Annotated in this window: 18 protein-coding genes, 1 tRNA gene and 1 riboswitch; of the genes, 11 read left to right on the top strand and 8 right to left on the bottom strand. The window is 64.8% G+C overall.

Annotated elements, in window-relative coordinates; translation table 11 throughout:
• The first annotated feature begins 28 nt into the window (after nt 1-28).
• Entirely contained in the window at nt 29-721 is a 693-nt protein-coding gene (locus DTPSY_RS10295; protein ID WP_015913536.1) for an HAD family hydrolase, read from the top strand.
• A 12-nt stretch (nt 722-733) separates the two neighbouring features.
• On the opposite strand, the gene DTPSY_RS10290 is transcribed toward DTPSY_RS10295, so the two are convergent.
• The 3 genes from DTPSY_RS10290 to DTPSY_RS10280 form a co-directional block, all read right to left on the bottom strand.
• Nucleotides 734-3,472 carry a cation-transporting P-type ATPase gene (locus DTPSY_RS10290; protein WP_015913535.1) on the bottom strand — a complete coding sequence of 913 codons (2,739 nt, stop codon included), beginning with the start codon at nt 3,470-3,472 and terminating at the stop codon, nt 734-736.
• 346 nt (nt 3,473-3,818) lie between these two features.
• Nucleotides 3,819-4,640, bottom strand: a complete 822-nt coding sequence (locus DTPSY_RS10285) for an alpha/beta fold hydrolase (RefSeq protein WP_015913534.1) — start codon at nt 4,638-4,640, stop codon at nt 3,819-3,821.
• Nucleotides 4,640-5,953 (bottom strand): O-acetylhomoserine aminocarboxypropyltransferase, encoded by a 1,314-nt coding sequence (locus tag DTPSY_RS10280; protein WP_015913533.1) that lies wholly within the window; start codon nt 5,951-5,953, stop codon nt 4,640-4,642. Before DTPSY_RS10280 ends, DTPSY_RS10285 begins: the two co-directional genes overlap by 1 nt.
• A 98-nt stretch (nt 5,954-6,051) precedes the next feature.
• Between DTPSY_RS10280 and DTPSY_RS10275 the strand changes: the two genes are divergently transcribed.
• Both DTPSY_RS10275 and aroC read left to right on the top strand, forming a co-directional pair.
• Nucleotides 6,052-6,507: a CBS domain-containing protein gene (locus DTPSY_RS10275; protein ID WP_011804928.1), complete on the top strand. Its 456-nt coding sequence runs from the start codon at nt 6,052-6,054 to the stop codon at nt 6,505-6,507.
• A gap of 93 nt (nt 6,508-6,600) precedes the next feature.
• The gene (gene aroC, locus DTPSY_RS10270; RefSeq protein WP_015913532.1) at nt 6,601-7,701 is read left to right on the top strand and encodes a chorismate synthase; all 1,101 of its coding nucleotides are present in this window, start codon (nt 6,601-6,603) and stop codon (nt 7,699-7,701) included.
• Nucleotides 7,702-7,777: 76 nt separating this feature from the next.
• On the opposite strand, the gene nrdR is transcribed toward aroC, so the two are convergent.
• The 3 genes from nrdR to DTPSY_RS10255 all read right to left on the bottom strand — a co-directional run bounded on the left by nrdR (nt 7,778) and on the right by DTPSY_RS10255 (nt 10,561).
• Nucleotides 7,778-8,227, bottom strand: coding sequence for a transcriptional regulator NrdR (gene nrdR / locus DTPSY_RS10265; protein ID WP_011804930.1), 450 nt, complete (start codon nt 8,225-8,227; stop codon nt 7,778-7,780).
• 12 nt (nt 8,228-8,239) lie between these two features.
• On the bottom strand, nt 8,240-9,484 hold the full coding sequence (gene glyA, locus DTPSY_RS10260; protein ID WP_011804931.1) for a serine hydroxymethyltransferase: 1,245 nt from the start codon (nt 9,482-9,484) through the stop codon (nt 8,240-8,242).
• A gap of 34 nt (nt 9,485-9,518) precedes the next feature.
• A riboswitch (ZMP/ZTP riboswitch) is annotated at nt 9,519-9,678 on the bottom strand.
• 43 nt (nt 9,679-9,721) lie between these two features.
• Nucleotides 9,722-10,561 (bottom strand): lytic transglycosylase domain-containing protein, encoded by an 840-nt coding sequence (locus DTPSY_RS10255; RefSeq protein ID WP_015913531.1) that lies wholly within the window; start codon nt 10,559-10,561, stop codon nt 9,722-9,724.
• Nucleotides 10,562-11,279: 718 nt separating this feature from the next.
• Between DTPSY_RS10255 and DTPSY_RS10250 the strand changes: the two genes are divergently transcribed.
• On the top strand, nt 11,280-14,987 hold the full coding sequence (locus DTPSY_RS10250) for a DUF748 domain-containing protein (protein WP_015913530.1): 3,708 nt from the start codon (nt 11,280-11,282) through the stop codon (nt 14,985-14,987).
• A 252-nt stretch (nt 14,988-15,239) separates the two neighbouring features.
• Nucleotides 15,240-17,882 (top strand): DUF349 domain-containing protein, encoded by a 2,643-nt coding sequence (locus DTPSY_RS10245; protein WP_041838855.1) that lies wholly within the window; start codon nt 15,240-15,242, stop codon nt 17,880-17,882.
• A gap of 69 nt (nt 17,883-17,951) precedes the next feature.
• Here DTPSY_RS10245 and DTPSY_RS10240 read toward each other — a convergent pair whose 3' ends face one another.
• On the bottom strand, nt 17,952-18,515 hold the full coding sequence (locus DTPSY_RS10240) for an Rrf2 family transcriptional regulator (protein WP_015913528.1): 564 nt from the start codon (nt 18,513-18,515) through the stop codon (nt 17,952-17,954).
• Nucleotides 18,516-19,237: 722 nt separating this feature from the next.
• On the opposite strand from DTPSY_RS10240, the gene hutG reads away from it, so the two are divergent.
• On the top strand, nt 19,238-20,062 hold the full coding sequence (hutG, locus tag DTPSY_RS10235; RefSeq protein WP_015913526.1) for an N-formylglutamate deformylase: 825 nt from the start codon (nt 19,238-19,240) through the stop codon (nt 20,060-20,062).
• 308 nt (nt 20,063-20,370) lie between these two features.
• Here hutG and asd read toward each other — a convergent pair whose 3' ends face one another.
• Nucleotides 20,371-21,222 carry an archaetidylserine decarboxylase gene (gene asd / locus DTPSY_RS10230; RefSeq protein ID WP_015913524.1) on the bottom strand — a complete coding sequence of 284 codons (852 nt, stop codon included), beginning with the start codon at nt 21,220-21,222 and terminating at the stop codon, nt 20,371-20,373.
• A 210-nt stretch (nt 21,223-21,432) separates the two neighbouring features.
• Here asd and DTPSY_RS10225 point away from each other — a divergent pair, with 210 nt between their 5' ends.
• From DTPSY_RS10225 to DTPSY_RS10205, 5 genes are all read left to right on the top strand, one after another.
• Nucleotides 21,433-22,602, top strand: a complete 1,170-nt coding sequence (locus DTPSY_RS10225; protein WP_015913523.1) for an HPP family protein — start codon at nt 21,433-21,435, stop codon at nt 22,600-22,602.
• Nucleotides 22,603-22,838: 236 nt separating this feature from the next.
• A complete protein-coding gene (gene infA, locus DTPSY_RS10220; protein WP_011804941.1) occupies nt 22,839-23,105 on the top strand; it encodes a translation initiation factor IF-1 in 267 nt (88 codons plus the stop codon).
• A gap of 63 nt (nt 23,106-23,168) precedes the next feature.
• Nucleotides 23,169-23,245 (top strand) — tRNA-Pro (locus tag DTPSY_RS10215).
• A gap of 175 nt (nt 23,246-23,420) precedes the next feature.
• Nucleotides 23,421-23,723, top strand: a complete 303-nt coding sequence (locus DTPSY_RS10210; RefSeq protein ID WP_015913522.1) for a hypothetical protein — start codon at nt 23,421-23,423, stop codon at nt 23,721-23,723.
• 147 nt (nt 23,724-23,870) lie between these two features.
• Entirely contained in the window at nt 23,871-24,641 is a 771-nt protein-coding gene (locus DTPSY_RS10205) for a heparan-alpha-glucosaminide N-acetyltransferase (protein ID WP_015913521.1), read from the top strand.

Here is a 24,641-nt window from a genome sequence, read left to right as displayed (position 1 = left end):
GGCAAATGCCGGGCGGTATGCTCAGGCCATGCTCGATATTTCCCGCATCCGCGCCATCACTCTTGACCTGGATGACACCCTATGGCCTATCTGGCCCACCATTGCGCGGGCTGAGAAGGTGCTGATCGAGTGGCTGCTCACGGTGGCGCCCGGCGCCTCGGCGCTGCTGGCGTCGCCCGATACGTCCCGCATGCTCCGTGCGCAGGTGGCGTCCGCCCATGCGCACCTATCGCACGACCTGACGGTGCTGCGCCGCGAGACCATCCGCGCGGCGTTGCGCCAGGCGGGCGAGGACGAGTCGCTCACGGACCAGGGGTTCGACGTGTTCTTTGCCGAGCGCCAGCGCGTGGAGCTGTTCGACGACGCGATCGCGGCGCTGGAATTCCTCTCGGCGCGCCACCCGGTGGTGGCGCTGTCCAATGGCAATGCGGACCTGCAGGCCATCGGCATCGGACGGTACTTTCGCGCCAGCATCAGCGCCCGCGAGTTCGGTATTGCCAAGCCCGACCCCCGCATCTTCCACGAGGCGGCGCGGGTGCTGGACCTGCCGCCCGCGGCCGTGCTGCACATAGGCGACGACGCCACGCTGGATGCGCATGGCGCGCTAGGCGCCGGCATGCAGGCGGCCTGGCTCAATCGGGGCGATGCAGTCTGGCCGCACCCGGTGGCGCCTCCTGCCACCGTGCGCGACCTGGCCGCGCTGTGCCGTCTGCTGGGGTAGGCGTGGTCCGTGTCAGCGATGGGCGCGGCGTGCGCGCCAGCGCCGCAAAGCCGCCTTTTCCAGTTCGGCCAGCGTGAAGACGGCCAGCCCGGCCAGCAGGACGCGCGACCATTCCTGCACAGACAGGTCCGTGGAGCCGAACACGGCCTGCATCCAGGGCAGGTGCACGAAGCCCAGCTGCAACAGCGCACAGAGGGCGATGGTCAGCGGCACCTTGGGATTGCCCAGCAGTCCCTCGCGTGACAGCACGCTGCGCTCGATGTGCCGGCTGTTGAGCAGGTAGAACATCTCCATCACCACCACCGCGCTGACAGCCATGGTGCGCGCGGTTTCGATCGCAGCGCCGTTGGACAGCTCCCACAGGAACAGCCCGAGCGAAGCCGCCGCCATGCAAACCGCCACCATGAGCACACGCCATGCGAACAGGCCGGACAGCAGCTTTTCCTGCGGAGGCCGGGGAGGGCGGCGCATGACGTCGTCCTCCGCAGGCTCGAATGCCAGCGCCACGCCCAGCGTGCTGGACGTGACCAGATTGATCCACAGCACCTGCGCCGCGGTGAGCGGCAGCAGCAGGCCGAATGCGATGGCGGCAAACACGATCAGCGCCTCGCCCCCATTGGTGGGCAGCATGAACAAGATGAATTTGCGCACGTTGTCGTAGATGCCCCGGCCCTCGCGCACCGCATGGCCCAGCGTGGCGAAGTTGTCGTCGGTCAGCACCATGGCGGCCGCGTCCTTGGCGGCCTCGGTACCGTTCCTGCCCATCGCGACTCCCACGTCGGCGCGCTTGAGTGCGGGCGCGTCGTTCACGCCGTCGCCCGTCATGGCCACGACTTCACCGCGGGACTGCAGGGCTTGCACCAGGCGCAGCTTGTGTTCGGGACTGGCACGGGCGAACACGTCCACGCTGGCCACCACGTCGCGCAAGGCGGCGTCGTCCAGCAGTTCGATCTCGGCGCCCGTGAGTGCGGGGCGGCCCAGGCCGATGCCCAGCTGCGCGCCAATCGCACGTGCGGTTTCGCCGTGGTCGCCGGTGATCATCTTCACGCGTACGCCCGCGGCCTGGCATTCGGCCACCGCGGCCACGGCCTCGGGGCGCGGCGGGTCCATGCTGCCCAGCAGCCCGAGCAGCGTGAAGCCGCCCTCCATGTCGGCGAACTGCAGCGCGTGCTGCTGCGCCGGCACGCGCTTGATGGCGATCGCCAGCACGCGCAGCGCCCGCGCCGCGCAGTCGTTGGCCGCGCGGCGCCAGTAGTCGTGCTGCAGCGGGGCATCGGTGCCCGCGCCATCGGCGGGCCACTGGCGCTGTGCGTTGCACATGTCCAGCACACGCTCGGGGGCTCCTTTCACCAGGATCACCGCATGCCCCGCGTGGTCGTGGTGCAGTGTGGCCATGAAGCGGTGCTCGGACTCGAACGGTATGGCGTCGATGCGCGGCTGGCGCGCATGCAGCGCCGTGGCGTCCAGCCCCGCCTTGAGCGCCAGGGTGACGAGCGCGCCCTCCGTCGGGTCGCCCGTCAGGCTCCAGCCCTGGGGTCCGTCGTGCAGCGTGGCGTCGTTGCACAGCAGCGCCACCTGGGCCACGGACTGCAGGGCAGGGTGTTCTTGCGCAGTGATGGGCACGCCACCGATGAGGAAGCCCCCCTGCGGCGCATAGCCGCTGCCGGTCACCTCTATGACATGGTCGGCGGTCACCACGCGCTGCACGGTCATCTCGTTGCAAGTGAGGGTGCCGGTCTTGTCGGAGCAAATCACCGTGACAGCCCCCAGCGTTTCCACCGCCGGCAGGTGGCGGATGATGGCGTTGTGCTGCGCCATGCGCCGCACGCCCATGGCCAGGGTGATGGTCATGATGGCGGGCAGCCCCTCGGGGATGGCCGAGGCCGCCAGCGCCACGGCCATCATGAACATGTCCGCGGGTGCCTGAGCGCGCCAGAGCACCCCGATGGCGAACGTGGCGAGCACGAACAGCCCGATGGCCAGCGCCAGCCAGCGGCTGAACTGCGCGATCTGCCGCAGCAGCGGCGTGGTGCTCGCCTGCACCTGGGCCAATAGCGTGCTGATGCGCCCCAGTTCACTGTTCGTGCCCGTGGCCACCACGGTGCCCAAAGCGGTGCCCGCGGCCACCAGCGTGCCGGAGTAAAGCATGCTGCGGCGGTCGCCCAAAGCGGCGTCGGCTGCCACGGCGGCTTCGTCCTTGTCGCAGGGCACGGACTCGCCCGTCAGCACGGCCTCGTCGGCGCGCAGGCTGCGGGCCGTGAGGATGCGCAAGTCCGCGGGCACCTTGTCGCCGGACGCGAGGATGACGATGTCGCCCGGCACGAGCTGGTCGGCGGCCACCAGTTGGCGCTCTCCCCCGCGCAGCACCGTGGCCTGGTGCGAGAGCATGTGGCGTATCGCGTCCAGCGCCGACTCGGCCTTGCCCTCCTGCAAGAAACCGATGATGGCGTTGACGATCACGGCCCCCAATAGCACCCCGGTGTCGATCCAGTGCGCCAGTGCCGCGGTGACCGTCGCGGCAGCGAGCATCACGTAGATCAGCACGTTGTGGAATTGCTGCAGCAGGCGCAGCCAGGCCGGTCGGCGCGGCGGCGCGGGCAGGCGGTTGGGGCCGAAGCGTGCCAGGCGCCGCGCCACCTCGGCATGCGCCAGGCCGTGGCGGTCGTCGGTTTGCAGCCGTTGCAGCGCTTCGCCAGCGGACAGCGCATGCCACGGGGTGTCGCGGGCATCGGTGGATGGAGGCAGGTGCATGCAGGGCGGGCGCCGGGCGACGCGACTGGTCGAGTGAACCCAGTCTAGGTCCGCAGGCGCGGACCGTGCCAATGTCCCAGTGCCAGGCCGGGGAAAGTGGCCGCTATTGGCCTTCGTTTGCTATGTAAACAATAGCTTACTGCGCTTGCCGGTTGGTCGTTTGATGCTGTTTTTGATATGCATCACGCGGCCAGTAAATGGTCGCCGCAGGTAAGCAGGGGCCAGTGTTTCGCATGTGGCAGGGGAAGTCATATCCCCTCTGCCGAGGCGGCGGCGCCCGTCATCCATCGGGCAGTGGAGCGCTGCAGGGGATGCCCTGCACCGCCGGCCCTGCCGTGCAACGATCTCAGGCGGAGATGCGTCTTGCCAGGAAGTCGCGGATGGCGAACAGCGTTGCGTCCGGTGCTTCGGTCATCTGGTGGTGGCCCACCGGCAGATGGACGATCTGCACGTCCTTGCCCGCGGATCGCGCGGCCTGGATCAACCCCTGCGCGGCCTTGGGCGCGGTCATCTGGTCTTGCGTGCCCAAGGCAAACAGCACGGGGCACTGCACCGCTGCGATGGCCTGCTCGCCATGGGAGTAGCTGTCGCAGGCGACGAAGCCGCGGTGAAACACATTGACCTGCGGGTTGCTGCGCAGCACCTTGCGGCCCAGCGCCATGCCCGCGCCGTACACCCAGAAGCCCGCGCCTGAGGGGGGCGCGAGGGTGCTGCGCGAGAACACGTTGACCATGCGCAGCGCCTGCTCGGGGTTGGTCTGCGATGCCTCGATGAGCGCGGGCGACACCTTCATCGGATAGGCCGTACCCACCAGCACCAGATGGCTCACGCGCCCGCCCAGGCGTGCGGCGGCCTCCAGCGCGATCAACGAGCCCCAGCTATGGCCCACCAGCGCGGCGCGCTGGATGGACAGTGCGTCGAGCAGGGCGCCCACGAAGTCGGCCGCCTGCTCCACGCTCGCAGGGGCATCGCCCGCGCTTTTGCTGTGGCCGGGCAGGTCGACGGCCAGCACGTTCCAGCCATGGTTGGCCATGTAGCGGCTTTGCAGCGCCCAGACGCTGTGGTCGTTGAGCACGCCGTGGATGAACACCACGGTGGGCTTGGCGGCATCGAAGGGCTTGCCGCCGGTGTAGCAGTAGGTCTGTGCGCTGTTGACTTGCACGTACATCACGCACCTGCCTTTCCCGCTTGCTTCTCCGCAGCCTTGAGTGCCCGCTTGAGGTCGTCGATCAGGTCGTCGGCATCTTCCAGTCCGATCGACAGGCGGATCGTGCCCTGGCTGATGCCGCCCGCGGCGAGCGCTTCGTCGCTCATGCGGAAGTGCGTGGTGGAGGCGGGGTGGATCACCAAGCTGCGGCAGTCACCCACATTGGCCAGGTGGCTGAAGAGCTTGAGCGTCTCGATGAACGTCTTGCCCTGCTCGCGGTTGCCCTTGAGGTCGAAGCTGAACACCGAGCCCGCGCCGCGCGGCAGCAGGCGCTGCGCGAGCTGGTGGCTGTGGTGGGACTCGAGCAGCGGGTGGCCCACGCGCTCGACGAACGGGTGGCTGGCCAGGAACTGCACCACCTTCTCGGTATTGCGCATGTGGCGTTCCATGCGCAGCGGCAGGGTCTCAATGCCCTGCAGGATCAGCCAGGCGGTGTGCGGGCTCATGCAGGCGCCGAAGTCGCGCAGGCCCTCGCGGCGCGCGCGCAGCAGGAAGGCGCCCACGGTGCTCTCCTCGGTGAACACCATGTTGTGAAAGCCGTCGTAGGGCTGGGTCAACTCGGGGAAGCGGCCGGAGCCTTCCCAGTCGAAGCTGCCGCCATCGACCACGACGCCGCCGATCACCGTGCCATGGCCTGAGAGGAACTTGGTGGCCGAGTGGTACACCAGGTCCGCGCCATGCTCGAAGGGCTTGATGAGCCACGGCGAGGTGAGGGTGGAGTCCACCAGCAGGGGCACGCCAGCTTCATGCGCAATGTCCGCGACCGTGGGGATGTCCAGCACCTCCAGCCCGGGGTTGCCTACGGTTTCGCCAAAGAACAGCTTGGTGTTGGGGCGGATGGCGGCGCGCCAGCCGTCGATGTCGCCGGGCTTCACGAAGGTGGTGTCAATGCCGAAGCGGCGCAGCGTGTAGTGCAGCAGGTTCTGGCTGCCGCCGTACAGCGCCGTGCTGGCCACGATATGGCTGCCTGCGCCCATCAATGTGGCAATCGCCAGGTGCAGCGCGGCCTGCCCGCTGGCCACGGCAATCGCCCCCACGCCGCCCTCCAGCGCTGCCACGCGCTGCTCCAGCACCGCGTTGGTGGGGTTGCTCAGGCGGCTGTACACATGGCCCGGGCGCTCCAGGTTGAACAGGGCCGCCGCATGGTCGCTCGACTCGAAGACGAACGAGGTGCTCAGGTGGATCGGCACGGCGCGCGCACCTGTGGCGGGGTCCGGCTGCGCGCCGGCGTGCAGGGCCAGCGTGTCGAAGCCGGGGTCGGAATATCCGGGCATTCATGTCTCCAAAGTGGTGAATTTGTGCGCCATTGTGGGCTATATTTATTCGCTATCGGGCTGCATGCAGCGCCTGCAGAACCCTTCGGAGACTCCCCATGAAAGTCAGCGACATCCTGCGCCTCAAAGGCAACACCCTCTACACCGTGCATCCCGACGAGCCGCTGGCCCGCGCCGTGGATGCCATGGCCGATAAGGACATCGGCTCGCTGGTCGTGATGGAACATGGCGACCTGGTGGGCATGCTCACCTTCCGCGAGGTGATCCAGGCGCTGACGAAAAATGGTGGCGGCGTGGGCACCATGCTGGTGCGTACCGCCATGGACGACGCGCCGCTGACCTGCACGCTGGAGACCGACATGGACGAGGTGCGCCGCATGATGCTGGGCCGCCACGCGCGCTACATGCCCGTGATGGACAAGCGCATGCTGATGGGCGTGGTCAGCTTCTACGACGTGGCCAAGGCCGTGGTGGACAGCCAGAATTTCGAGAACAAGCTGCTCAAGGCCTACATCCGCGACTGGCCGCAGGAAGAATCGCGGCCGGCCAACTGATTTGGTGATCAAAATAGCTGCCAGCGCTTGTCAATCAAGCGCTGGCAGCTATTTTTTTGGTAGTAACAGTGGCTCGGGGATAATCGCACTCCTATGAGCGGCAACACACTCGGTACCCTTTTTTGCGTCACCAACTTTGGTGAATCCCATGGCCCCGCCATCGGCTGCGTGATCGACGGCTGCCCGCCCGGCATGGAACTGTCCGAGGCCGACATTCAGGCCGACCTGGACCGCCGCCGCCCCGGCACCAGCCGCCATGTGACGCAGCGCAACGAGCCGGATGCGGTGGAAATCCTCTCGGGCGTGTATGAGGGCAAGACCACCGGCACGCCCATCGCGCTGCTGATCCGCAACACCGACCAGCGCAGCAAGGACTACGGCAACATCGCGCAGAGCTTCCGCCCGGGTCATGCCGACTATGCCTACTGGCACAAGTACGGCCTGCGCGACCCGCGCGGAGGCGGACGCTCGTCTGCGCGCCTCACGGCACCCACCGTGGCTGCCGGCGCGGTGGCCAAGAAATGGCTGGCCGAGAAATACGGCACCCGCTTTCGTGCCTGCATGACCCAGCTGGGCGAACTGCCCATCCCGTTCGAGAATTGGGAGCATGTGCCGCACAACCCCTTCTTCGCACCGGTGGCCGACGTGCAGGCCTACGAGGACTACATGGACGCGCTGCGCAAGTCCGGCGACTCCTGCGGCGCGCGCATTCGTGTGCAGGCCACCAGCGTGCCCGTGGGGCTGGGCGAGCCGCTGTACGACAAGCTGGACGCCGACATCGCCCATGTGATGATGGGCCTGAACGCGGTGAAGGGTGTGGAGATTGGGGCCGGCTTTGCCAGCGTGGCCCAGCGCGGTACCACGCATGGCGATTCGCTCACGCCCACGGGCTTCGCCAGCAACAACGCGGGTGGCGTGCTGGGCGGCATCAGCACGGGGCAGGACATCGAGGTTTCGCTGGCCATCAAGCCCACCAGTTCCATCATCAGCCCGCGCGAGTCCATCGACATCCACGGCCAGAGTACCGAGGTGATCACGAAGGGGCGCCACGACCCCTGCGTGGGCATCCGCGCCGCGCCGATCGCCGAGGCGTTGCTCGCATTGGTCATCATGGACCATGCGCTGCGCCACCGTGCGCAATGCGGCGACGTGGTGCAGGCCGTGGCTCCGATTCCGGCAGTCCGCCTGGGGTGATGGTCAAAAACGGCTGCAGCGCCCGCCCAGTGGGCGCTGCCAGCTATCAATAGAAGAGCGACTGAAGCGTGGCGGCTTACTTGCGGACTTCGTCCACCAGCGCGCGGAACTCGTCGATGTCCTCGAAGCTGCGGTACACGCTGGCGTAGCGCACATACGCTACTTTGTCGAGCTTCTTCAACTCGCGCATGACCAACTCGCCGATGCGGCTGGACAGGATCTCGCGCTGCCCCAGGTTGAGCAGCTTTTCCTCGATGCGCTCGATGGCCGAGTCGATCTGCACTGTGCTCACCGGTCGCTTGCGCAGCGCCAGCTTGAACGATCCCAGCAGTTTCTCGCGGTCGTATTCGACGCGGCGGCCGTCCTTCTTGACGACCGTGGGGAAGTTGACTTCCGGTCGTTCGTAGGTCGTGAAGCGCTTGTCGCAGGCGCCGCACTGGCGCCTGCGGCGGATGAAGTCCCCGTCCTCGGAGACGCGGGTTTCGACGACCTGCGTCTCCTGATGGCTGCAAAAGGGGCACTTCATCGCAGCGGTCGATCAGCGATAGACCGGGAAGCGGCTGGTCAGCGCGTGCACCTTGGCGCGCACGGCTTCCAGGTTCGCCTCGTCATGCGGGTTGTCCAGCACGTCGGCCACCAGGTTGGCCGTGAGGCGCGTTTCCTCTTCCTTGAAACCCCGTGTCGTGATGGCGGGCGTGCCCACGCGAATGCCGCTGGTGACCATCGGCTTTTCGGGATCGTTGGGGATCGCGTTCTTGTTGATCGTGATATGGGCCTTGCCCAGGGCTGCCTCGGCCTCCTTGCCGGTGATGCCCTTGGCGCGAAGGTCCACCAGCATCACGTGGCTTTCGGTGCGACCGCTCACGATGCGCAGTCCGCGCTGGATCAGCGTTTCCGCAAACACCTTGGCGTTCTTGGTCACCTGCTGCTGATACTGCTTGAACTCGGGCGACAGGGCTTCCTTGAAGGCCACGGCCTTGGCGGCGATGACGTGCTCCAGCGGGCCGCCCTGCAGGCCGGGGAAGATGGCGCTGTTGATGGCCTTCTCGTGCTCCGCCTTCATCAGAATGATGCCGCCGCGCGGGCCGCGCAGGCTCTTGTGCGTGGTGGAGGTCACCACGTCCGCAAACGGCACCGGGTTGGGGTACTCGCCCGCGACGACCAGGCCGGCATAGTGGGCAATGTCCACCCAGAAGATGGCGCCGACTTCCTTGGCGATCTTCGCGAAGCGCTCGAAGTCGATGCGCAGGGCGTAGGCGGAGGCGCCGGCGATGATCAGCTTGGGCTTGTGCTCGCGGGCCTTGGCTTCCAGCGCGTCGTAGTCGATCTCTTCCTTGTCGTTCAGTCCGTAGGAGACTACGTTGAACCACTTGCCGCTCATGTTCAGCGGCATGCCGTGCGTGAGGTGGCCGCCCTCGGCCAGGCTCATGCCCAGAATGGTGTCGCCGGGCTTCAGGAAGGCCATCAGCACAGCCTGGTTGGCCTGCGAACCCGAGTTGGGCTGCACATTGGCCGCTTCAGCGCCGAAGAGTTGCTTGATGCGGTCGATGGCCAACTGCTCGATCACGTCCACGTTCTCGCAGCCGCCGTAGTAGCGCTTGCCAGGGTAGCCTTCGGCGTACTTGTTGGTGAGCTGCGAGCCCTGAGCGGCCATCACGGCGGGCGAGGCGTAGTTCTCGCTGGCGATCAGCTCGATGTGCTCTTCCTGGCGGCGGTCTTCGGCCTGGATGGCGGCCCACACCTCGGGATCGGTTTGTTCGACAAGAATATTGCGTTGGTACATGGCAGTCCGATGAACTAAGTGTCCCTTGGCAATCAAGGGCTGCCCAGGCGAACGACGGATCGCTGCGGGGCTTGTGCCTGCCGCGCGGCACGCTCCCCAGTGGTTTGCAGAAAAACGCTGTTTCCTGCCGGTGTCCACGTCAGCGGCGGTGTCCCGGAAGACCTCCGCGCCTATCGCCAGTTGCGTGCCCTGCTAGTGTAGCTGAGCACGCCCTTCATCAATGCCAGAGTAGGCTCTTCAGAGGCCGCTCAGCAGGGCCACCTTCTCGCCAGTGGCAGGGGTTGCAGGTGCGGCTTCCGGTGTGGCAGGAGCCTTGGTGGACAGGAGAGGTGGATTCACTGGGCCGGCGGGAGAAACGCCCGTGCGACCATTGGCGACCTGGCGCAGCCGGAAATGCTCCGCCAGTACCTTGGCGGCGTAGCCCCCGTCGTCGGGCAGGTTGGCTGCGCCGACGTAGTAACGCAGTCCGCCTTCCAGTGAGCCGGCGCGCGCGATGCACTCCTGCAGCACCTTCACGCCCACGCGCAGGTTGGCCACGGGATCGAATGCCGCCAGGTGCCCACCAAAGCCTTCGTACTTGTCGGTATGCACGCGCGTCATCACCTGCATCAAGCCTTGCGCACCTACCGGGCTTTGTGCAAACGGGTTGAAGCTCGATTCCACGGCCATGACGGCCAGGATCAAGGTGGGATCCAGCTTGGTCCGCGCGCCGATTTCATACGCCTCGGTGACCAGTGCCGCCAGCGGTTCGGGCGCCACGCGGTACTTCTTGCTGAGCCAGTAGGCCACGGCAGCCTGTTCCCGCGGCAACTCCTTGGGGTTGAGCGCTACTGCCCGCTCGCTTGCGGCGGGCTCCATAGGGAAGCCCACTACGGCTTCCTGGCGGGCCTGCAGCCAGCCCATGAGTTCTTCTTCCCCTGCCTGGCGCAGGTCCGGGCGTGCCGTAAGTGTGATCACGCCAAAGACGACGCCCAGCCCGAGCAGGGCGAAGCCGCTGTGTGTCACTTCCAGAAAACCGTTGATCACATCGCCCACAAACGTGCGGACGCCGGCAATCACATTTCCTGACGCTGTCATAGCTTTCCTTTCTAAGTCGGCTCCTGAGCGAAGAGCACTGTCGTGGTTGCTCAGGAGTCCGGTCCTGCCAGACGGAGGGGTCTGGGTGGGTATGCCGTTCAGTCCGTTTAGGCGCGTTAGGCCCAGGGGAATCTGTTGACTGTCGTAGCCGAAATCTGTAGCGGCTAGGGTTTTTACTAGGCCTTGGTTGAGGGCTGGCGGATTCTAGGAGGTCTCCAAATTCAAGGTCAACACTAACATTTGAATTGTTTAGAACAAAAAGTTCTGTTCAATCTGTGGGAAAGCACAGATTTTTCACGCATGTCCTTTTAAGAAGGGTCTGTGCGCTAGCAATTCGACTGCTTAATGAAACAGTCAATTGCATGAAATTTTTCATTGCTAAAAGCTGTTGGAAGGCGCGCTCGGATTTGCTATCTTTGAGGCGCCTGAACGACTCAGGCATCCGCCAAACGGGGCGATCAGCGCGATGAATGGCAGGCAGTGCCGCGTCACATGAGATCTCCTCCAAGGCAACCCCTGGAGGCAATCCCTTGCCTCCTGCGCTTGAGACGATCCTCTCCCAAGCGCAAAAAGATGGCGAAAGACCGTTGTGTCAGCCGTCAAGCCCGGTGTGCGAAGAAGTTCGACACCGGGCTTTCTTTTTTTGCGTTTTTTTACCTGCCTGCGTCAGCGCGGGGACGGTCCCATTGCGTTGGTAGCTCAACAGAATAGGTGCCGCGTGCTGCAAGTCATCAAGAACAACCCCTGGATTCGTCGATTTGCATGGTTGGTGCTGTGCTGGGGCGGCGCGTGGCTGCTCGGTTGGCTGGTGGTCCCTCCGCTGGCGCAGTCGCAGATTGAAAGGCATGCGAGTGAAGCGCTGGGGCGCAAGCTGACGGTCGAACGGGTGGAGTTTTTGCCCTGGACTTTGGAGGCCACTTTGCACGGCGTAGCCCTGGCGTCAAAGGATGGCAGTTCAGAGCAGGTACGGGTGGGCCGCATCTATATAGACGCTGAATTGCAATCCCTTTGGCGGGGCGCTCCAGTGATCGATGCGCTGCAGGTAGACGACCCGGTAGTTCGTGTCACGCAATTGGCCCCAGGGGTTTATGACGTGGACGACTTGCTCGCGCTCATGGCGGCGAAGCCGCAGGGCGAGAAATCAGCCACGGAGCCGGCACATTTCGCGCTCTTCAATATCGCATTGAAGGGTGGTGTCGTCGAATTCGATGACCGTACGGTGGAGGTGGTGCACACGTTGCGCCGCGTGGAACTGGACGTTCCTTTCCTGAGCAGTTTTTCTGCGGACCGCGAGGTCAAGGTGACGCCGCGCCTGGCGTTTGAGCTCAACGGCAGCACCTTTGATACCTCAGCGATGGCCACTCCCTTCATGGACGCCAGGCAAGCCGAGGTTCGCCTGCATATTGAGAATTTCGACCTGGCCCCCTTCGGTCGCTACCTGCCGCCCAGCGTGCCGGTGCGGCTCAAGGCGGGGCGATTGGACGCGGATGTTCAACTAGGGTTCGAGCAACGGGAGACCCCTCGACTGCTGATTTCCGGGGATGTGCAACTGAGCGGGGTACATGCCACCGATGCGCAGGAGCAGCCTTTGCTGCAATTCGAGGAAATGCGTGCCGTATTCAAGGAGACGGAGCCCCTGCGGCGCAGGATCAACATTGATCTGCTGGAATGGCGCGGCGCGCGTGCACATGTACGCCGAAACGAGGCGGGTGAAGTAAAGCTTGCGGGATTGCCACGGGCCGACAGCGACGAGCACCCAGCGCCACAGACAAAGGAGTCTGCGGAGCCCTGGCGTGTCCATATCGCCAGGGTGGGTTTGCGGGATGGCTTCATCCAATGGACCGATGCCAGCCTGCCGCGGGGGACCGCCGCGTGGGAGGTGGAAGACTTGCAGGTAGAAGCGTCGTCCATTGCCTTGCCGCTGGAACAGCCCATGCAACTGCGTGCGAGTGCTTCCCTCAGGCAGTCTGCGGCCGCCGGCAGCAGCGAATCCGCGCGATTGGCTGTACTGGGCCAGGTGAGCGCCTCGCAGGCGCAGGCCGCCCTTTCCATCAAGGGCCTGCCGCTGTCCATCGCTGCGCCCTATCTGGCGGGCGTGCTGCAACCCCGCGTGGAAGGTTCCGTGGATGCGGACCTGGGAATAGCACGGCATGGCGATGTCGTGCTGGCGAAGGTGGCTGCGTTGTCCGTGGATAAGTTGGCGCTGCGTTGCGCCTCCAAGGAACAATGCGTTCCACTGCAGAGCGCAGGAATCAAGGACGCGCCTGCGGATTCACTGGCCGCGTGGAGCCGGCTGGAAGCGGGCAATGCCTGGATACGCTGGCCCCAGCGCGCCGTATTGGTAGAGCAGATTTCGTTGCAGAGGCCGCGCCTGCTGCTGTCGCGCACTCGCACGGGGGAATGGATGTTTGAACAGTGGGGCGTGTCGCCCCCGGGGGTGACGGGGCCCAACGCGGACGCTCCAAAGGCTGCGGGTCTTCCCTGGTCCATGGGGCTGGCTTCCCTGAAGATCGATGGCGCAGCAGTGGCTTTGCGCGACGCGGTAGCGCAGAGCGCCGTAGCGCTGAATGTGTTCGACCTGCAACTGCACGCGCGGGATTTTGCTTATGCGGACGGGCGGGTCACTCCCACGTCATTGCGCCTGGAAGGCCGGGTGGGTGCAGGGAGGACCGAACCAGGCCGGTTGCGCTACGAGGGCTCGGTGGCGATGGCGCCCGTTCTGACGGCGCAGGGCAAGGTACGCGCCCAACACCTGCCGTTGCACGCGCTGGAGCCCTATGTAGGGCAGCAGCTTAATGTCGACGTCCTCCGCGCCGATGGTGGCTTCGACGGAGACGTGCGCTATGTCCAAGGGAATGCCGGCGCCACTGTTTCGGTCAAGGGGGATGTGTCGCTGGACGAGGTGCGCGTGCGCGCCAAGGCTGGCTTGGACATGCCCGAGGAGACGAAGGCCGGCGAGCGGAGCGTAGGTGCGCGGGGCGAGGATCTGCTGCGCTGGAGATCCCTGGCGTTGCGCGGGGTGGCGATGAATTTGCAGCCAGACCAGCCTGTGTCTCTGGATGTGAAGGAAACGGCACTCAGCGATTTCTTCGCACGGATCATCGTGCAGGAAGACGGCCGCATCAATTTGCAGGATATTCGCAAGGCTTCGGCAGCGGAAGACGCGGTTGCGGCATCGAACGCTGCAGCCGCCGCTCCGGCAGCGGCCCCTTCGGGTCCGCAGATCCGCTTTGGTCCCGTGGCGCTGACCAATGGGTCGGTGCGCTTCACGGATTACTTCATCAAACCCAACTACTCTGCCGACCTGAGTGCACTCACGGGCCGGTTGAGCGCATTTTCCTCGGTGTCGCCGGAGGCGGGGGCAGCGCCGCAGATGGCCGACCTGGAATTGCGCGGTCGCGCCCAGGGGACGGCGTCACTGGAAGTCACCGGCCGCATCAACCCGCTGGTCAAGCCCCTGGCGCTGGATATTCAGGGGCGCATGCGTGACCTTGAGCTGCCCCCGTTGTCGCCTTACAGCATCAAGTACGCGGGTCATGGGATCGAGAAGGGCAAGCTCAGCATGGACGTGGCGTACAAGATCTTGCCCGATGGGCAGCTCATCGCTACCAACAAGCTGGTATTGAACCAACTGGCGTTTGGGGAACCCGTGGAGGGCGCGTCCGCCAGTCTGCCCGTGCGGCTGGCGACGGCCCTGCTGGCGGACCGCAATGGGATCATCGACGTGGATCTGCCCATCAGCGGCTCCCTCAACGACCCCGAATTCCGTCTGGGAGCGGTCATCCTGAAGGTCATCGGCAACCTCATCATGAAAGCGATCACCGCCCCCTTTTCCCTGTTGGCTGGCGCTTTCAGCGACGCGGGCGAGCAGGGTGCGGTTCTCTTCGCGCTGGGCAGTCCAGAACTGGATGAGAAGGCCCGACAGCAACTGGACAAAATCGCCAACGAACTGAACAACCGCCCCGCACTGAAGGTCACGGTCGTGGGTTGGGCACAGCCCAACGCCGAGCAGCTGGCATGGAAACGCCAGCGCTTGCGAGACATGGCCGAGGCGCAAAAGCGCAGGGCAGCCATCCGTGCGGGTGAACCTGCGGACAGCATCGCACCGCTCACTGACGAGGAATACCCCGCGCTGCTGAAGGAGTTGTATCGCCGGTCCGACATCCGCAAACCGCGCAACTTCGTCGGCTTGGCGAAGGACGTACCCGTTGCAGAGATGGAGGCCCTGCTGATGCACAACCTGACAATTCCGGACAACGCCATGGCGGATCTAGCCCTGGCGCGAGGGGTGGCCGTGCGGGACTACCTGGCGCAACAGCAAGTCCCGCTTGAACGTTTGTTCGTAGGCGCAAGCAAGCTGCAGCCGGGCGGGGAGGGCGATGCGCGATGGCAGCCGAAGGCAGAGCTTTCTTTGAATGCCCAGTGAGGGGTGCGCGGGATTTTGTAACCTCACAGGGTGTGGCTACCGGTACAGTACCGTTCGAATGCGAGTGCGGTTCCCGCGCCATCCCGTCTATCCCTCAGATTCCTGATCTGGCGCAGCGGGAAGGCGGTGTAAAACCGGGCGAAAATAGCCGCTTGTCCGTGAGCGATGCCCACCTACTGCTTGCGCTGTTGGCGCAAGGTGGCTCGCTTGCACCTTGATAAATCCATGTTCCCTTTTTCTTCACGTAGCAAAATGTCCGACGCATCTGACGCGACCCCGGTCCCTGCCAAAACCAGCGAGCCGCATCCCCTTGATGCGTTGACGGGCGGCGCTTTCTCTGCGGCCACGTCGGGTGAACGCTCGGCACGCATCCGTGAATGGTTGTCCACCCAGCCTGGCGTGGAAAAGCTCCAGGAAGTATTCAAGGAATTGAGTGCGCGGGACAAAGGCGCCGCGCGCGCAGTGCGTGAGCGACTGGACGAGATTCGGCGCGCGGAGGGCCAGGAGGCGATCGCCGCCGAATGGGCAGCCAAGGCCGAAGCGCTGCTCGCAGCCGCCAAGCTCAACATTGCCGACGCGCTCGCCTGGCAGCGCGATGCGGCCAAGGCCGGCGCACCGCTGTCCCGCGAACCTCTGTCGGTGCTCAAACAACGCCTGAACGAGCGCGTAAAAACCATCGAAGATCTGCAGCATCGTGTTCAGGTGCAGCGCGAAGCCGCCGTTCTGCTCGCGCAGCGCATCGAAGTGCTCTCCACCAAACCGTGGAAGGATGCGCAGTCTGCGCTGGAACTGCTGAACGCCGATGTCGGCCGCTGGCAGGAGCAGGCCCAGGCACTTGCCGACGACAGTGCCTGGCCCAGCGTAGAGGCGCGCTTTCCCGCGTTGCTCGATGCTTCGCGCACCCAGCTGCTGGTGGTGTGGGAAGCGTTTCAGTCGGCATTAGCGCAGGCTGTCCTTGCGGCAGAAGACCCCTCGGCTCCCCTGCCGCCCGTGCCCGTGTGGTCCGACGAACTGCGCCAGGCGCGCGGGCTACCCCTAGAAGCGGGAGCCGCCGCCAAGACGCCTGCCCCCCGCCCATCCAAGCCGCAGGCGACTCCTGAAATGCGCGAGAAGGCCCTGCAGGCCGTTCAGGAGGCGCTGGCCAAGCTGGAGCAGGAAACCGCACAGGGCCATGGCAAGGCCAGCGCTGGCGCCGCGACTGCGCTGCGCGCCGTGCTTAAGGTGCACGGCAAGTTGATCGATGCCGAACTGGAGCAGAAAGTGCACGCCGCCCTCGTGGCTGCGGGCGAGTTGGAGGGCTGGCAGCGCTGGAGCGCCGACCAGGTGCGCGAGGATCTCGTGGCCCGGGCCGAGGCCCTGCTGCGCAGGCCGGAAGGACAGTCCCTCGGCGGGCGCAAGATGCAGGAAACGCTGCGCCAGCTGCGCGAGCAGTGGAAGCAGGCCGACCAGGGGGCGCCGGCCAACCACGCCCTGTGGAAGAAATTCGACGATGCGTGCAATGCCGCGCACAAGGTGGTCGAGGGCTGGCTGGAGAAGGTGCGTGCCGAAGGTGCCGAACACCGTGCGCAGCGGTTGGCGCTGATCGAAGAGGTGAATGCCTGGGCCCAATCACAAGCCGCTGCCGCTGCGCAGGACTGGAAGTCCTTCAGTCGTGCATTGCACCAGTTTGCCGAGCGTTGGCGCACCGGTGGCCATGTGAGCGAAAAGATGTTCGCTGAACTGCAGCCCCTGTGGAAGCAGGCACTGGCGGCTGCCAGCGCTCCGCTGGAGGCTGCGCAGAAGGCCAGCCTGGAGCGCCGCCACGCCATGATCGAGGAGGCAGGCGCCCTGGGTGCGGCCCCAGGTCTGCGCATCGATGCCATCAAGGCCTTGCAGCAGCGTTGGCAGGCCGAGGCGCAGGCGGTGCCGCTGGATCGCAAGCATGAGCAGAAGCTCTGGGACGCGTTCCGCAAGCCCATCGACGAGGCGTTCAACCGCAAGTCGGCCGAACGTGAGCGCAGTGCCTCCGAGTTGAGCGCGCGCGACCGGGCCGTGCTGGAGGCATCCAAGGCGCTGGAGGCCGCCAATGCGTCGGGCGATGCGCAGAAGATCCGCAGTGCCATGGCCGCGCTGGAGCGCGCGCTGAAGGAGCCAGCCGGCGAATCGGGGGGGGGCGAGAATTTAGATAAAAAAGCCGATCAAACCCTTGATGGTCAAGCGCAAGCAGCTACTGATTCGGTAGCAGATCAAAACGACGCGCCGACTTCCAAACCCGTGCCTGCGGCGCGCCCGGTGGTGGCCGTGCGCGGCGATGACCGGCCGGGGGCGCGCAAGGCGGTGCCCGCGCAGCCCACGGTCACCGGCCGTGGTGGCGACCGGCGTGACGGCCGCGGCCCACGGGACAGCGGTATGCAGGGGCGGGGGCGGGAGCGCGATGGTGCTGCTGCTGCGCGAGGTCCGCGTCTGGGTGATGCGGCTTTCCGCGCGCAACGCGACGCCATGGAGCATGCGCAGGGCGCGCTGCGCAAGCTGGCGGCACAGGCCCATGGCGAAGCGCTCACGCAACTGTTGTCGGCCTGGAAGAGCCGTGACGCTGCGCAATTGCCCAGCGTCCAGGAACTGGGCGGCAAGGTGCCCCCCACGGCGCGCACCGCCTGGTCTCAGGCGATTGCGGCACCTGCGGCCGGGGGTGCCCCGGAAGCATTGCTGCGGCTGGAGATCGCAGCGGAGGTCCCGACGCCCGCAGACCAACTGGCCGCACGGCGTGCTCTGCAGCTGCAGTTGCTCACGCGTCGCAACGATCCGTCGCCGGCGCAAACCTGGACGCAGGATGTGGCGCGCGTGCTGGAAGGCGCCAGCGACGAGGCAGGCGCGCGCCGCCTGCAGAGCGCATTGAAGGTCCTGCTCGGCAAATAGTCGGCGGTGTCGTCGCCCAGGGCGGGCATCCGTGTCGTTCCGGAGAAGGACGCTACGGATGCCGGCGCATCAACTCGTCCGGGTGCGCGGAACGGCAAGCCCCAAGGCAAATACGGAGTTCGGCACATCCCCTGACGGTAGCTGGGTTTTCGCTGCCCGTCGGCCTGTGGTGCTGGCGGGCGGGGCCACTACCACGGCTGCAGAATGGTCGGCATGGCAGGCGCTGGCTTCCCGTTGGGTCAGCAGGTCCGCCACCGTAATGGACTGCAGGTATTCCATGACACGCGAGTGGAAGTTGGCCCACAGCTCGGCCGTCATCTCGCCTGGTGCCGATGCGATGCCGGTGTCCGTGCCCTTGTCATCGGCGCCGCCCATGTATTTTTCGGAGGCGATGACGATATCGGCCACAGAGAGTTCCTGTGGCGGCCGTGTCAGTGTGTACCCCCCGCCGGGCCCGCGAATGCTGTGGACCAGGCCGGCGCGGCGCAGTGCGCTGAAGATGTCTTCGAGATACGAAAGGGAGATGCCTTGGCGGGCGCTGATGGAGGGAAGCGCGATGGGCCGGCCGTGGGAGCGCAAGGCCAGATCGGTGACCGCAGTGACGGCGAGTTTGCCTCGGGTGGTCAAACGCATGGTGCTGTTCCTGAGGGTAGGAAAAGGGCCTGAAGCCATCGGTCCGATGGTCAGGAAGGAAAAGAGGAAGGGGGTTGCACGCCGGAGTTGCGCGGCGCACCTGTCTCTCGTGTTCGCAGAACGCGTCCAGGCGGGCGCAACCTTTTAGGCGCGCGTAGTCAGGGACCTGGGAGGTTTAGGCTGCTTTTTCAGCACAGGGGAGAGGGCGGCTCTCTCCCATTGCGCGGGGCAACTGAACAAGCCATGGAGGGGCTTGCCGCGAAAGGCGCGTATGTTCTGATCGTCCGGGAGATCCTGCTGCGCGTCCATCAGGCCATGCTCGCCTTCGGATAAGGCGTCGTTTGCCACGGAAGGGTCAGCGGCTATTGCCATTGCGGCCTCGCCTGCTGGTGCCAGCTGCACGGAGGCGACCGCTGGCCGCAGGTGTTCCACGGGTGGCACCTTGCCAAATGCGGAGACACCCACGCTCAGCAGGAAGTGGAGGGTGAAAACCGCAATCAACCATCTCGGCATGGTGGACAAATTATACGGGCGGGTCCTTAACGCCCTTCGGCAATACATGAGGACAGTGGTCTGACTCATTGGCCTTTGGCTACACGCGCGTGTGTCGTTGCCGGTGCAGCAGGGGGGACGGGATCCCTTGAGCCTCAAGATGATGCGCCATACTGCGGCCCAGGTTGCGCACTAACGCCAGCTGTTGGTTCGCCCGCTTGTCCATTGCCATGAATGTCGTGCCTTCCGATTGTCCCCCTTTCACCTTCCACAGAGGCACCGCGCCACTGCTGGTTTCCATGCCCCATGTAGGCACCCATGTGCCAGACGCCATCGCAAGGCGCCTCAACCCCGAGGCGCGGAGCGTTCCGGACACCGATTGGCATCTGGAACGGCTCTACGGTTTTGCGAAGTCGATGGGAGCTTCAGTACTGGTCGCCACGCACTCGCGCTATGTGATTGACCTCAATCGCCCTCCTGATGGCTCCAGCCTCTACCCAGGCCAGAGCGTCACTGCGCTGTGCCCTGTGGACGCCTTTGACAGCACGCCGTTGTATAGCGGCAGGCCCGTGCCGGACGCAGTCGAGGTCGCCGCGCGGCGCGAGGCATTGTGGGAGCCCTACCATGCCCAGTTGCGGGAAGAGTTGAACCGTATGCGCGCCACCCATGGCGTGGCGGTGTTGTGGGATGCGCACTCGATTCGGTCGGTCCTTCCGCGCTTCTTCGACGGCACATTGCCAGACCTGAACCTGGGTACCGCCGGAGGCACGAGCTGCGATGCAGCGCTGGCGCAGGAGCTGTTTGCCATTGCCGAAACGGCGCCCGACCACACGGCCGTGCTCAACGGACGGTTCAAGGGGGGCTACATCACGCGCCGTTACGGCGAGCCTGCGCGCAACATCCACGCGGTCCAACTGGAGATGACACAGTGCAGCTATATGCAGGAGGCACCGCCGTTCAACTACCTGCCGGAGCGCGCCGGGCGCATTCAGCCCACGCTGCAACGTATGGTGGAGGCAGCACTCCGGTTCGCGCAGCAACGGTCATTGCGCTGACGCGCTAAGATGCGCGCATGCAGGTTTCCAGTCCCTCTCTCGTAGCGCAAGATCCGGCCGAGGCGCCGTGGGGATGGTCCAGACAATTCCGCATGCCGGTCTTCAAGCCGGGCACCCGGGTGAGGCGAGCCGGAAGTTGGGAAACTGTCAGCCATGTAGCACTGCGACGCCAGGATCTGGCTGTGTACCTGGTGGGGCGCGCTGAACCCGTGGACCCCCTGGATCTGGAACTCGAGCCCACCTTGTTTACCACTGCTCGGGTGCCAGAGAGGCACTGAACAGCGGGTATCAACGCACCAATAGGTGAACTAGATGCCGCAGCGGTGCGCCATAGCTTCACCCAGCCGCACGGGCCGCGCTGCTTCCCATCCCGGCATGAACTGAACTGCGCCGCGGGGAAACAGCAGCACGACCGTGGAGCCCAGCAGAAAACGCCCCATTTCATCACCCTGACGAAGCACGACTTCTCGGTCCCCATAATCCCAGCGGCGCGGTTGGCCGGTACGCGGTGGATTGACCTGGCCGTGCCATACCGTGGCCATGCTGCCGACAATGGTGGCGCCTACCAGCACGAGCGCCATGGGGCCCAGGGGCGTTTCGAACAGGCAGACCACACGTTCGTTGCGCGCAAACAGTCCGGGCACACCGCGTGCGGTGGTCGGGTTCACTGAAAACAATGCCCCAGGCACATGGTCCATACGCACCAGTCGTCCATCGCACGGCATGTGAATGCGGTGGTAGTCGCGTGGACTGAGATAGATGGTGGCGAAGCTGCCATCCTGGAACTGCGCGGCCATTTCGGCGTCGCCGCCAAGCAGAGCCGCGGTGGAGTAGAGGTGGCCCTTGGCTTGGAAGATCTGGTCCTGCTCGATAGGACCGATCTGGCTGACCGCTCCATCCACAGGGCATACCACCGCAGCATCGGCAAGCGGGCGCAGTCCAGGGCGCAACGCACGTGTGAAGAAGTCGTTGAAGGTTGCGTAGCTCGCAATGTCCGGATTGGCCGCCTCGCTCATGTCCACGCCGTAGCGCGCCACAAACCGGCGGATCACCGCGGTGGTCAATTGGCCCGCACGCGCAGACGCCATACGTCCGGCAAAGGAGGTCAGGGCTTGTTTGGGTAACAAGTACTGAGGCAGTACGGCGATACGATCAGACACGTGGCGGTAATCCTGGTGATGGAGTCGGATGATTCTAAGGGGAGGGTGGATTGCGCCCCAGCCGTACGTCCCGTGCGGTTGTGGACTGCCTGTGATAGTGCAAAAAACCACATGCCCTGCAAGTTCAGGGCTTGCCCGGATAATGCGCGGCTTCCTCGAGCAACGGCCGCCGCGCCGATTCTCTGCGCGGCTTGGCGCCTTCTCCCATTCATGTCTGCACCCCCATTCCCTCGCACAGACGCTGCGGTAGAGCCGCCGCCGTCAGTCTTACGGCGCGTCGCTGGCTGGCTGCGCCTTTTCTGGCCGGCACCCGCTGGCGTCAATCAGCGCGAACGCTTGCGCATGGTGTCGGGTATCACGCTTTGCGTGGCCGTGGTGGCGCTGTTTGCGCATTGGTTCGGGGCTGGCCTGCGGGTCCCGTGGATGGTGGCCTCGCTGGGCTCCAGTGCGGTGCTCATCATTGCGATGCCGTCCAGCCCCCTCGCCCAGCCGTGGCCAGTGCTGGCGGGCAGCGTGCTGTCGTACATGGTAGGCGTTGCCTGCGCCACGCTGGTTCCCCACGTCGCTCTCGCCTGCGGCGCAGCCGTGGGACTTGCCGTGGCGGTCATGCTGGCATTGCGCTGCCTGCACCCCCCCGGCGGGGCGATGGCCTTGTTCGCTGTGCTCAATCCGCAGGACGGCGCGGCTTTTGCGGTATTTCCGGTGCTGCTCAATATGCTGGCGCTGGTGTTGATGGGGATGGCCTTCAATCACTTGACCGGGCGCAGCTATCCGCATGCACAAAGAGCGCGGGGGGCCGCGCATAAGGAATCTGGCGCTTTCATCTCGGCCGACTTGGATGCCGCCTTATCGCACTACAACCAAGTGCTGGATGTCAGTCGCGCCGACCTGGAGGGGCTTTTGCACTTGGCTGGCAAAGCCGCCTTCCAGCGCACGCTTGGCGAGCTGCGATGCGGCGAGATCATGTCATCACCGGTGCATGCGGTGGTTGCCGAGACTCCCCTCAAGGATGCCTGGGCGCTCATGCGCAAGCACGCCGTCAAGGCGTTGCCGGTAGTGGACGGGGCGCGCAGGGTGGTCGGCATCGTCACGGTGGCAGACTTCATGCGCCTGGCCAATCTGGACATGCATGAAGGCATGGGCCAGCGTCTACGCTCGCTCATCATGGGGCGGCCCAAACGTCCCGAGCAAGTACAAGGCCTGATGTCGTCTCCCGTGCAGCAGGTGCTGTCTGAACAGCATGTGATGGATCTGGTGCCTCTGTTCTCCGAGGCGGGGCACCACCACATTCCGGTGGTGAACGATGCGCAGGAACTGGTTGGCATCATCACGCAGACGGACCTTGTGAAGACCTTGGCTGCCGCGGTTGCCCGGCCATAGGCCCGGCTTCGACATCGCAGTACAATTCCGCCGCTTATGCACAGCGCTTCGCCTGTCCATTGAAGCCGTTTCCCCGGCCTTACGGCCTCCTGCGCCTTTGGTGCAGCAACTCACCTGCCTGCATTGCACCTTGCTTCGAGCCCCTCAAGGGCCGATGCGGCCCTTGGGTTAGTGGACGCATCGGCTTTTTCCAGGCGCCGCCATAGATAATTGTTATCAAGAGACTGACCACACACATGGCCAAAGAAGAACTGATTGAAATGCAGGGTAGCGTGACCGAAGTCCTGCCGGATTCGCGCTTTCGCGTGACGCTGGACAACGGCCACCAACTCATCGCCTATACCGGCGGCAAGATGCGCAAGCACCATATCCGCATCCTGGCCGGCGACAAGGTGTCGCTGGAGATGTCGCCCTACGACCTGACCAAGGGCCGTATCACTTTCCGCCACCTTGCAGGGCGCGGCCCTGGGCCGGGCACCGGCTCGTCATCTGGCAATCGCTGAGTGTGACAAATACCGCCGATTTTTGGCGGTGAACAGGATCTGGCAGGTTAGAATGCCAGCTGTCGGAGCGTAGCGCAGCCTGGTAGCGCATCTGCTTTGGGAGCAGAGGGTCGCGAGTTCGAATCCCGCCGCTCCGACCAATTGAATCAAGGGGTTAGGTCTATTGACCTAACCCTTTTTGTCTTTGATTTTGCGGGCTGTCATGTTCGCTGGCCAACGGTGACAGACAATTCCCGCTGGGCTCCCCCGGCACCGTCTTACATCAGTGCCGTTCCTGTCTTCCTAGGATGAATTTTTCATCGCAGGAGCAGAAGCATGTCTGAAGAAGCAGTATTTGGTACGGCGCCTCTTCCCGAAAGGCTGGCGGCAGACCAGAAACAACGCGCACGCGACCGTGGACATTTCAACAACTACGGCATGCGGGAGGACTCCACGGACGAGCCTATCGTGGATGGTGAAAATGCGGCGGATGGCGGCCAGGCGCGACGCTTTGGAGCGGGTGGCGATGAGTCCACCTATGCAAACCGGGCCGGCCGATTCCAGGAGGCAGAGCAGTCCAGCGCCGGGGAGCCTGCTATGAATTTGGTGAACGAGCCAACGTCAGCAAAGAAACCTTAATGCGGCGGCGTCGCCGTGATACGCACCCCATAATTTAGCACCTCCCTCTGGTTGCTGGGTTGTTCTGATCGAGCGAGTACTGGGGAGGGTGATCATTGAAGGCTGGCTTGAAGCGCCAGCTTTTTTCCCGGACTTGTGGGACGCGTTTTGCTGACGATTGCTCAAAAAACTGCTGAGACACGCTATGACCGACTGGACGCATTGCGCGGGTTCGCCATGGTATGGATGACGGCCTTCCATTTCTGCTTCGACCTCAGCCATTTTGGCTACTGGCCCCAGGACTTCCTGGTAGATCCCTTGTGGACTGTGCAGCGAACCCTCATCGTCAGTCTGTTCCTGGGATGTGCGGGGCTGGGACAAGCGGTGGCTTGGCAACGTCAGGTTGGTTGGGCGCGTTTCGCCCGGCGCTGGAGCCAGATCACGGCCTGTGCATTGCTGGTAACGGTTGGCTCTTTTCTGATGTTCCCGCGCAGCTTCATTTACTTTGGTGTGCTGCATGGCATGGCAGTGATGCTCGTCATCACGCGGCTGACGGTGGGATGGGGCAGGTGGCTGTGGTTGGCCGGGCTGCTGGCACTGGTGTCGCCTTGGGTCGCAGGCTGGGCGCTGCAGGGGCCTCTTTCAGAATGGGCGCCGCTATTCAATGGACGGGGCCTTAACTGGTTGGGCTGGATTTCGCGAAAGCCCTTTACCGAGGACTATGTGCCGCTCTTTCCGTGGCTGGGCGTCATGTGGTGGGGGATGGCGGCGGGGCAGTGGCTCGTTGTGCGCTCGGACGGCTGGCTGTCCAGCCCGTTGCCGCGTGTGGTAGCGCCCCTGGCTGGTTTGGGACGCTATAGCCTCAGCTATTACATGCTGCACCAGCCCGTCCTGATCGGAGGACTGTTGCTGGCAGGCTGGCTGGCGGGGCGGGCATAA

Source organism: [Acidovorax] ebreus TPSY (assembly GCF_000022305.1).
Taxonomy (GTDB): domain Bacteria; phylum Pseudomonadota; class Gammaproteobacteria; order Burkholderiales; family Burkholderiaceae_C; genus Diaphorobacter; species Diaphorobacter nitroreducens.
Note: the sequence above shows the minus strand (reverse complement) of the source record. Positions and strands in the feature narration are given on the sequence as shown.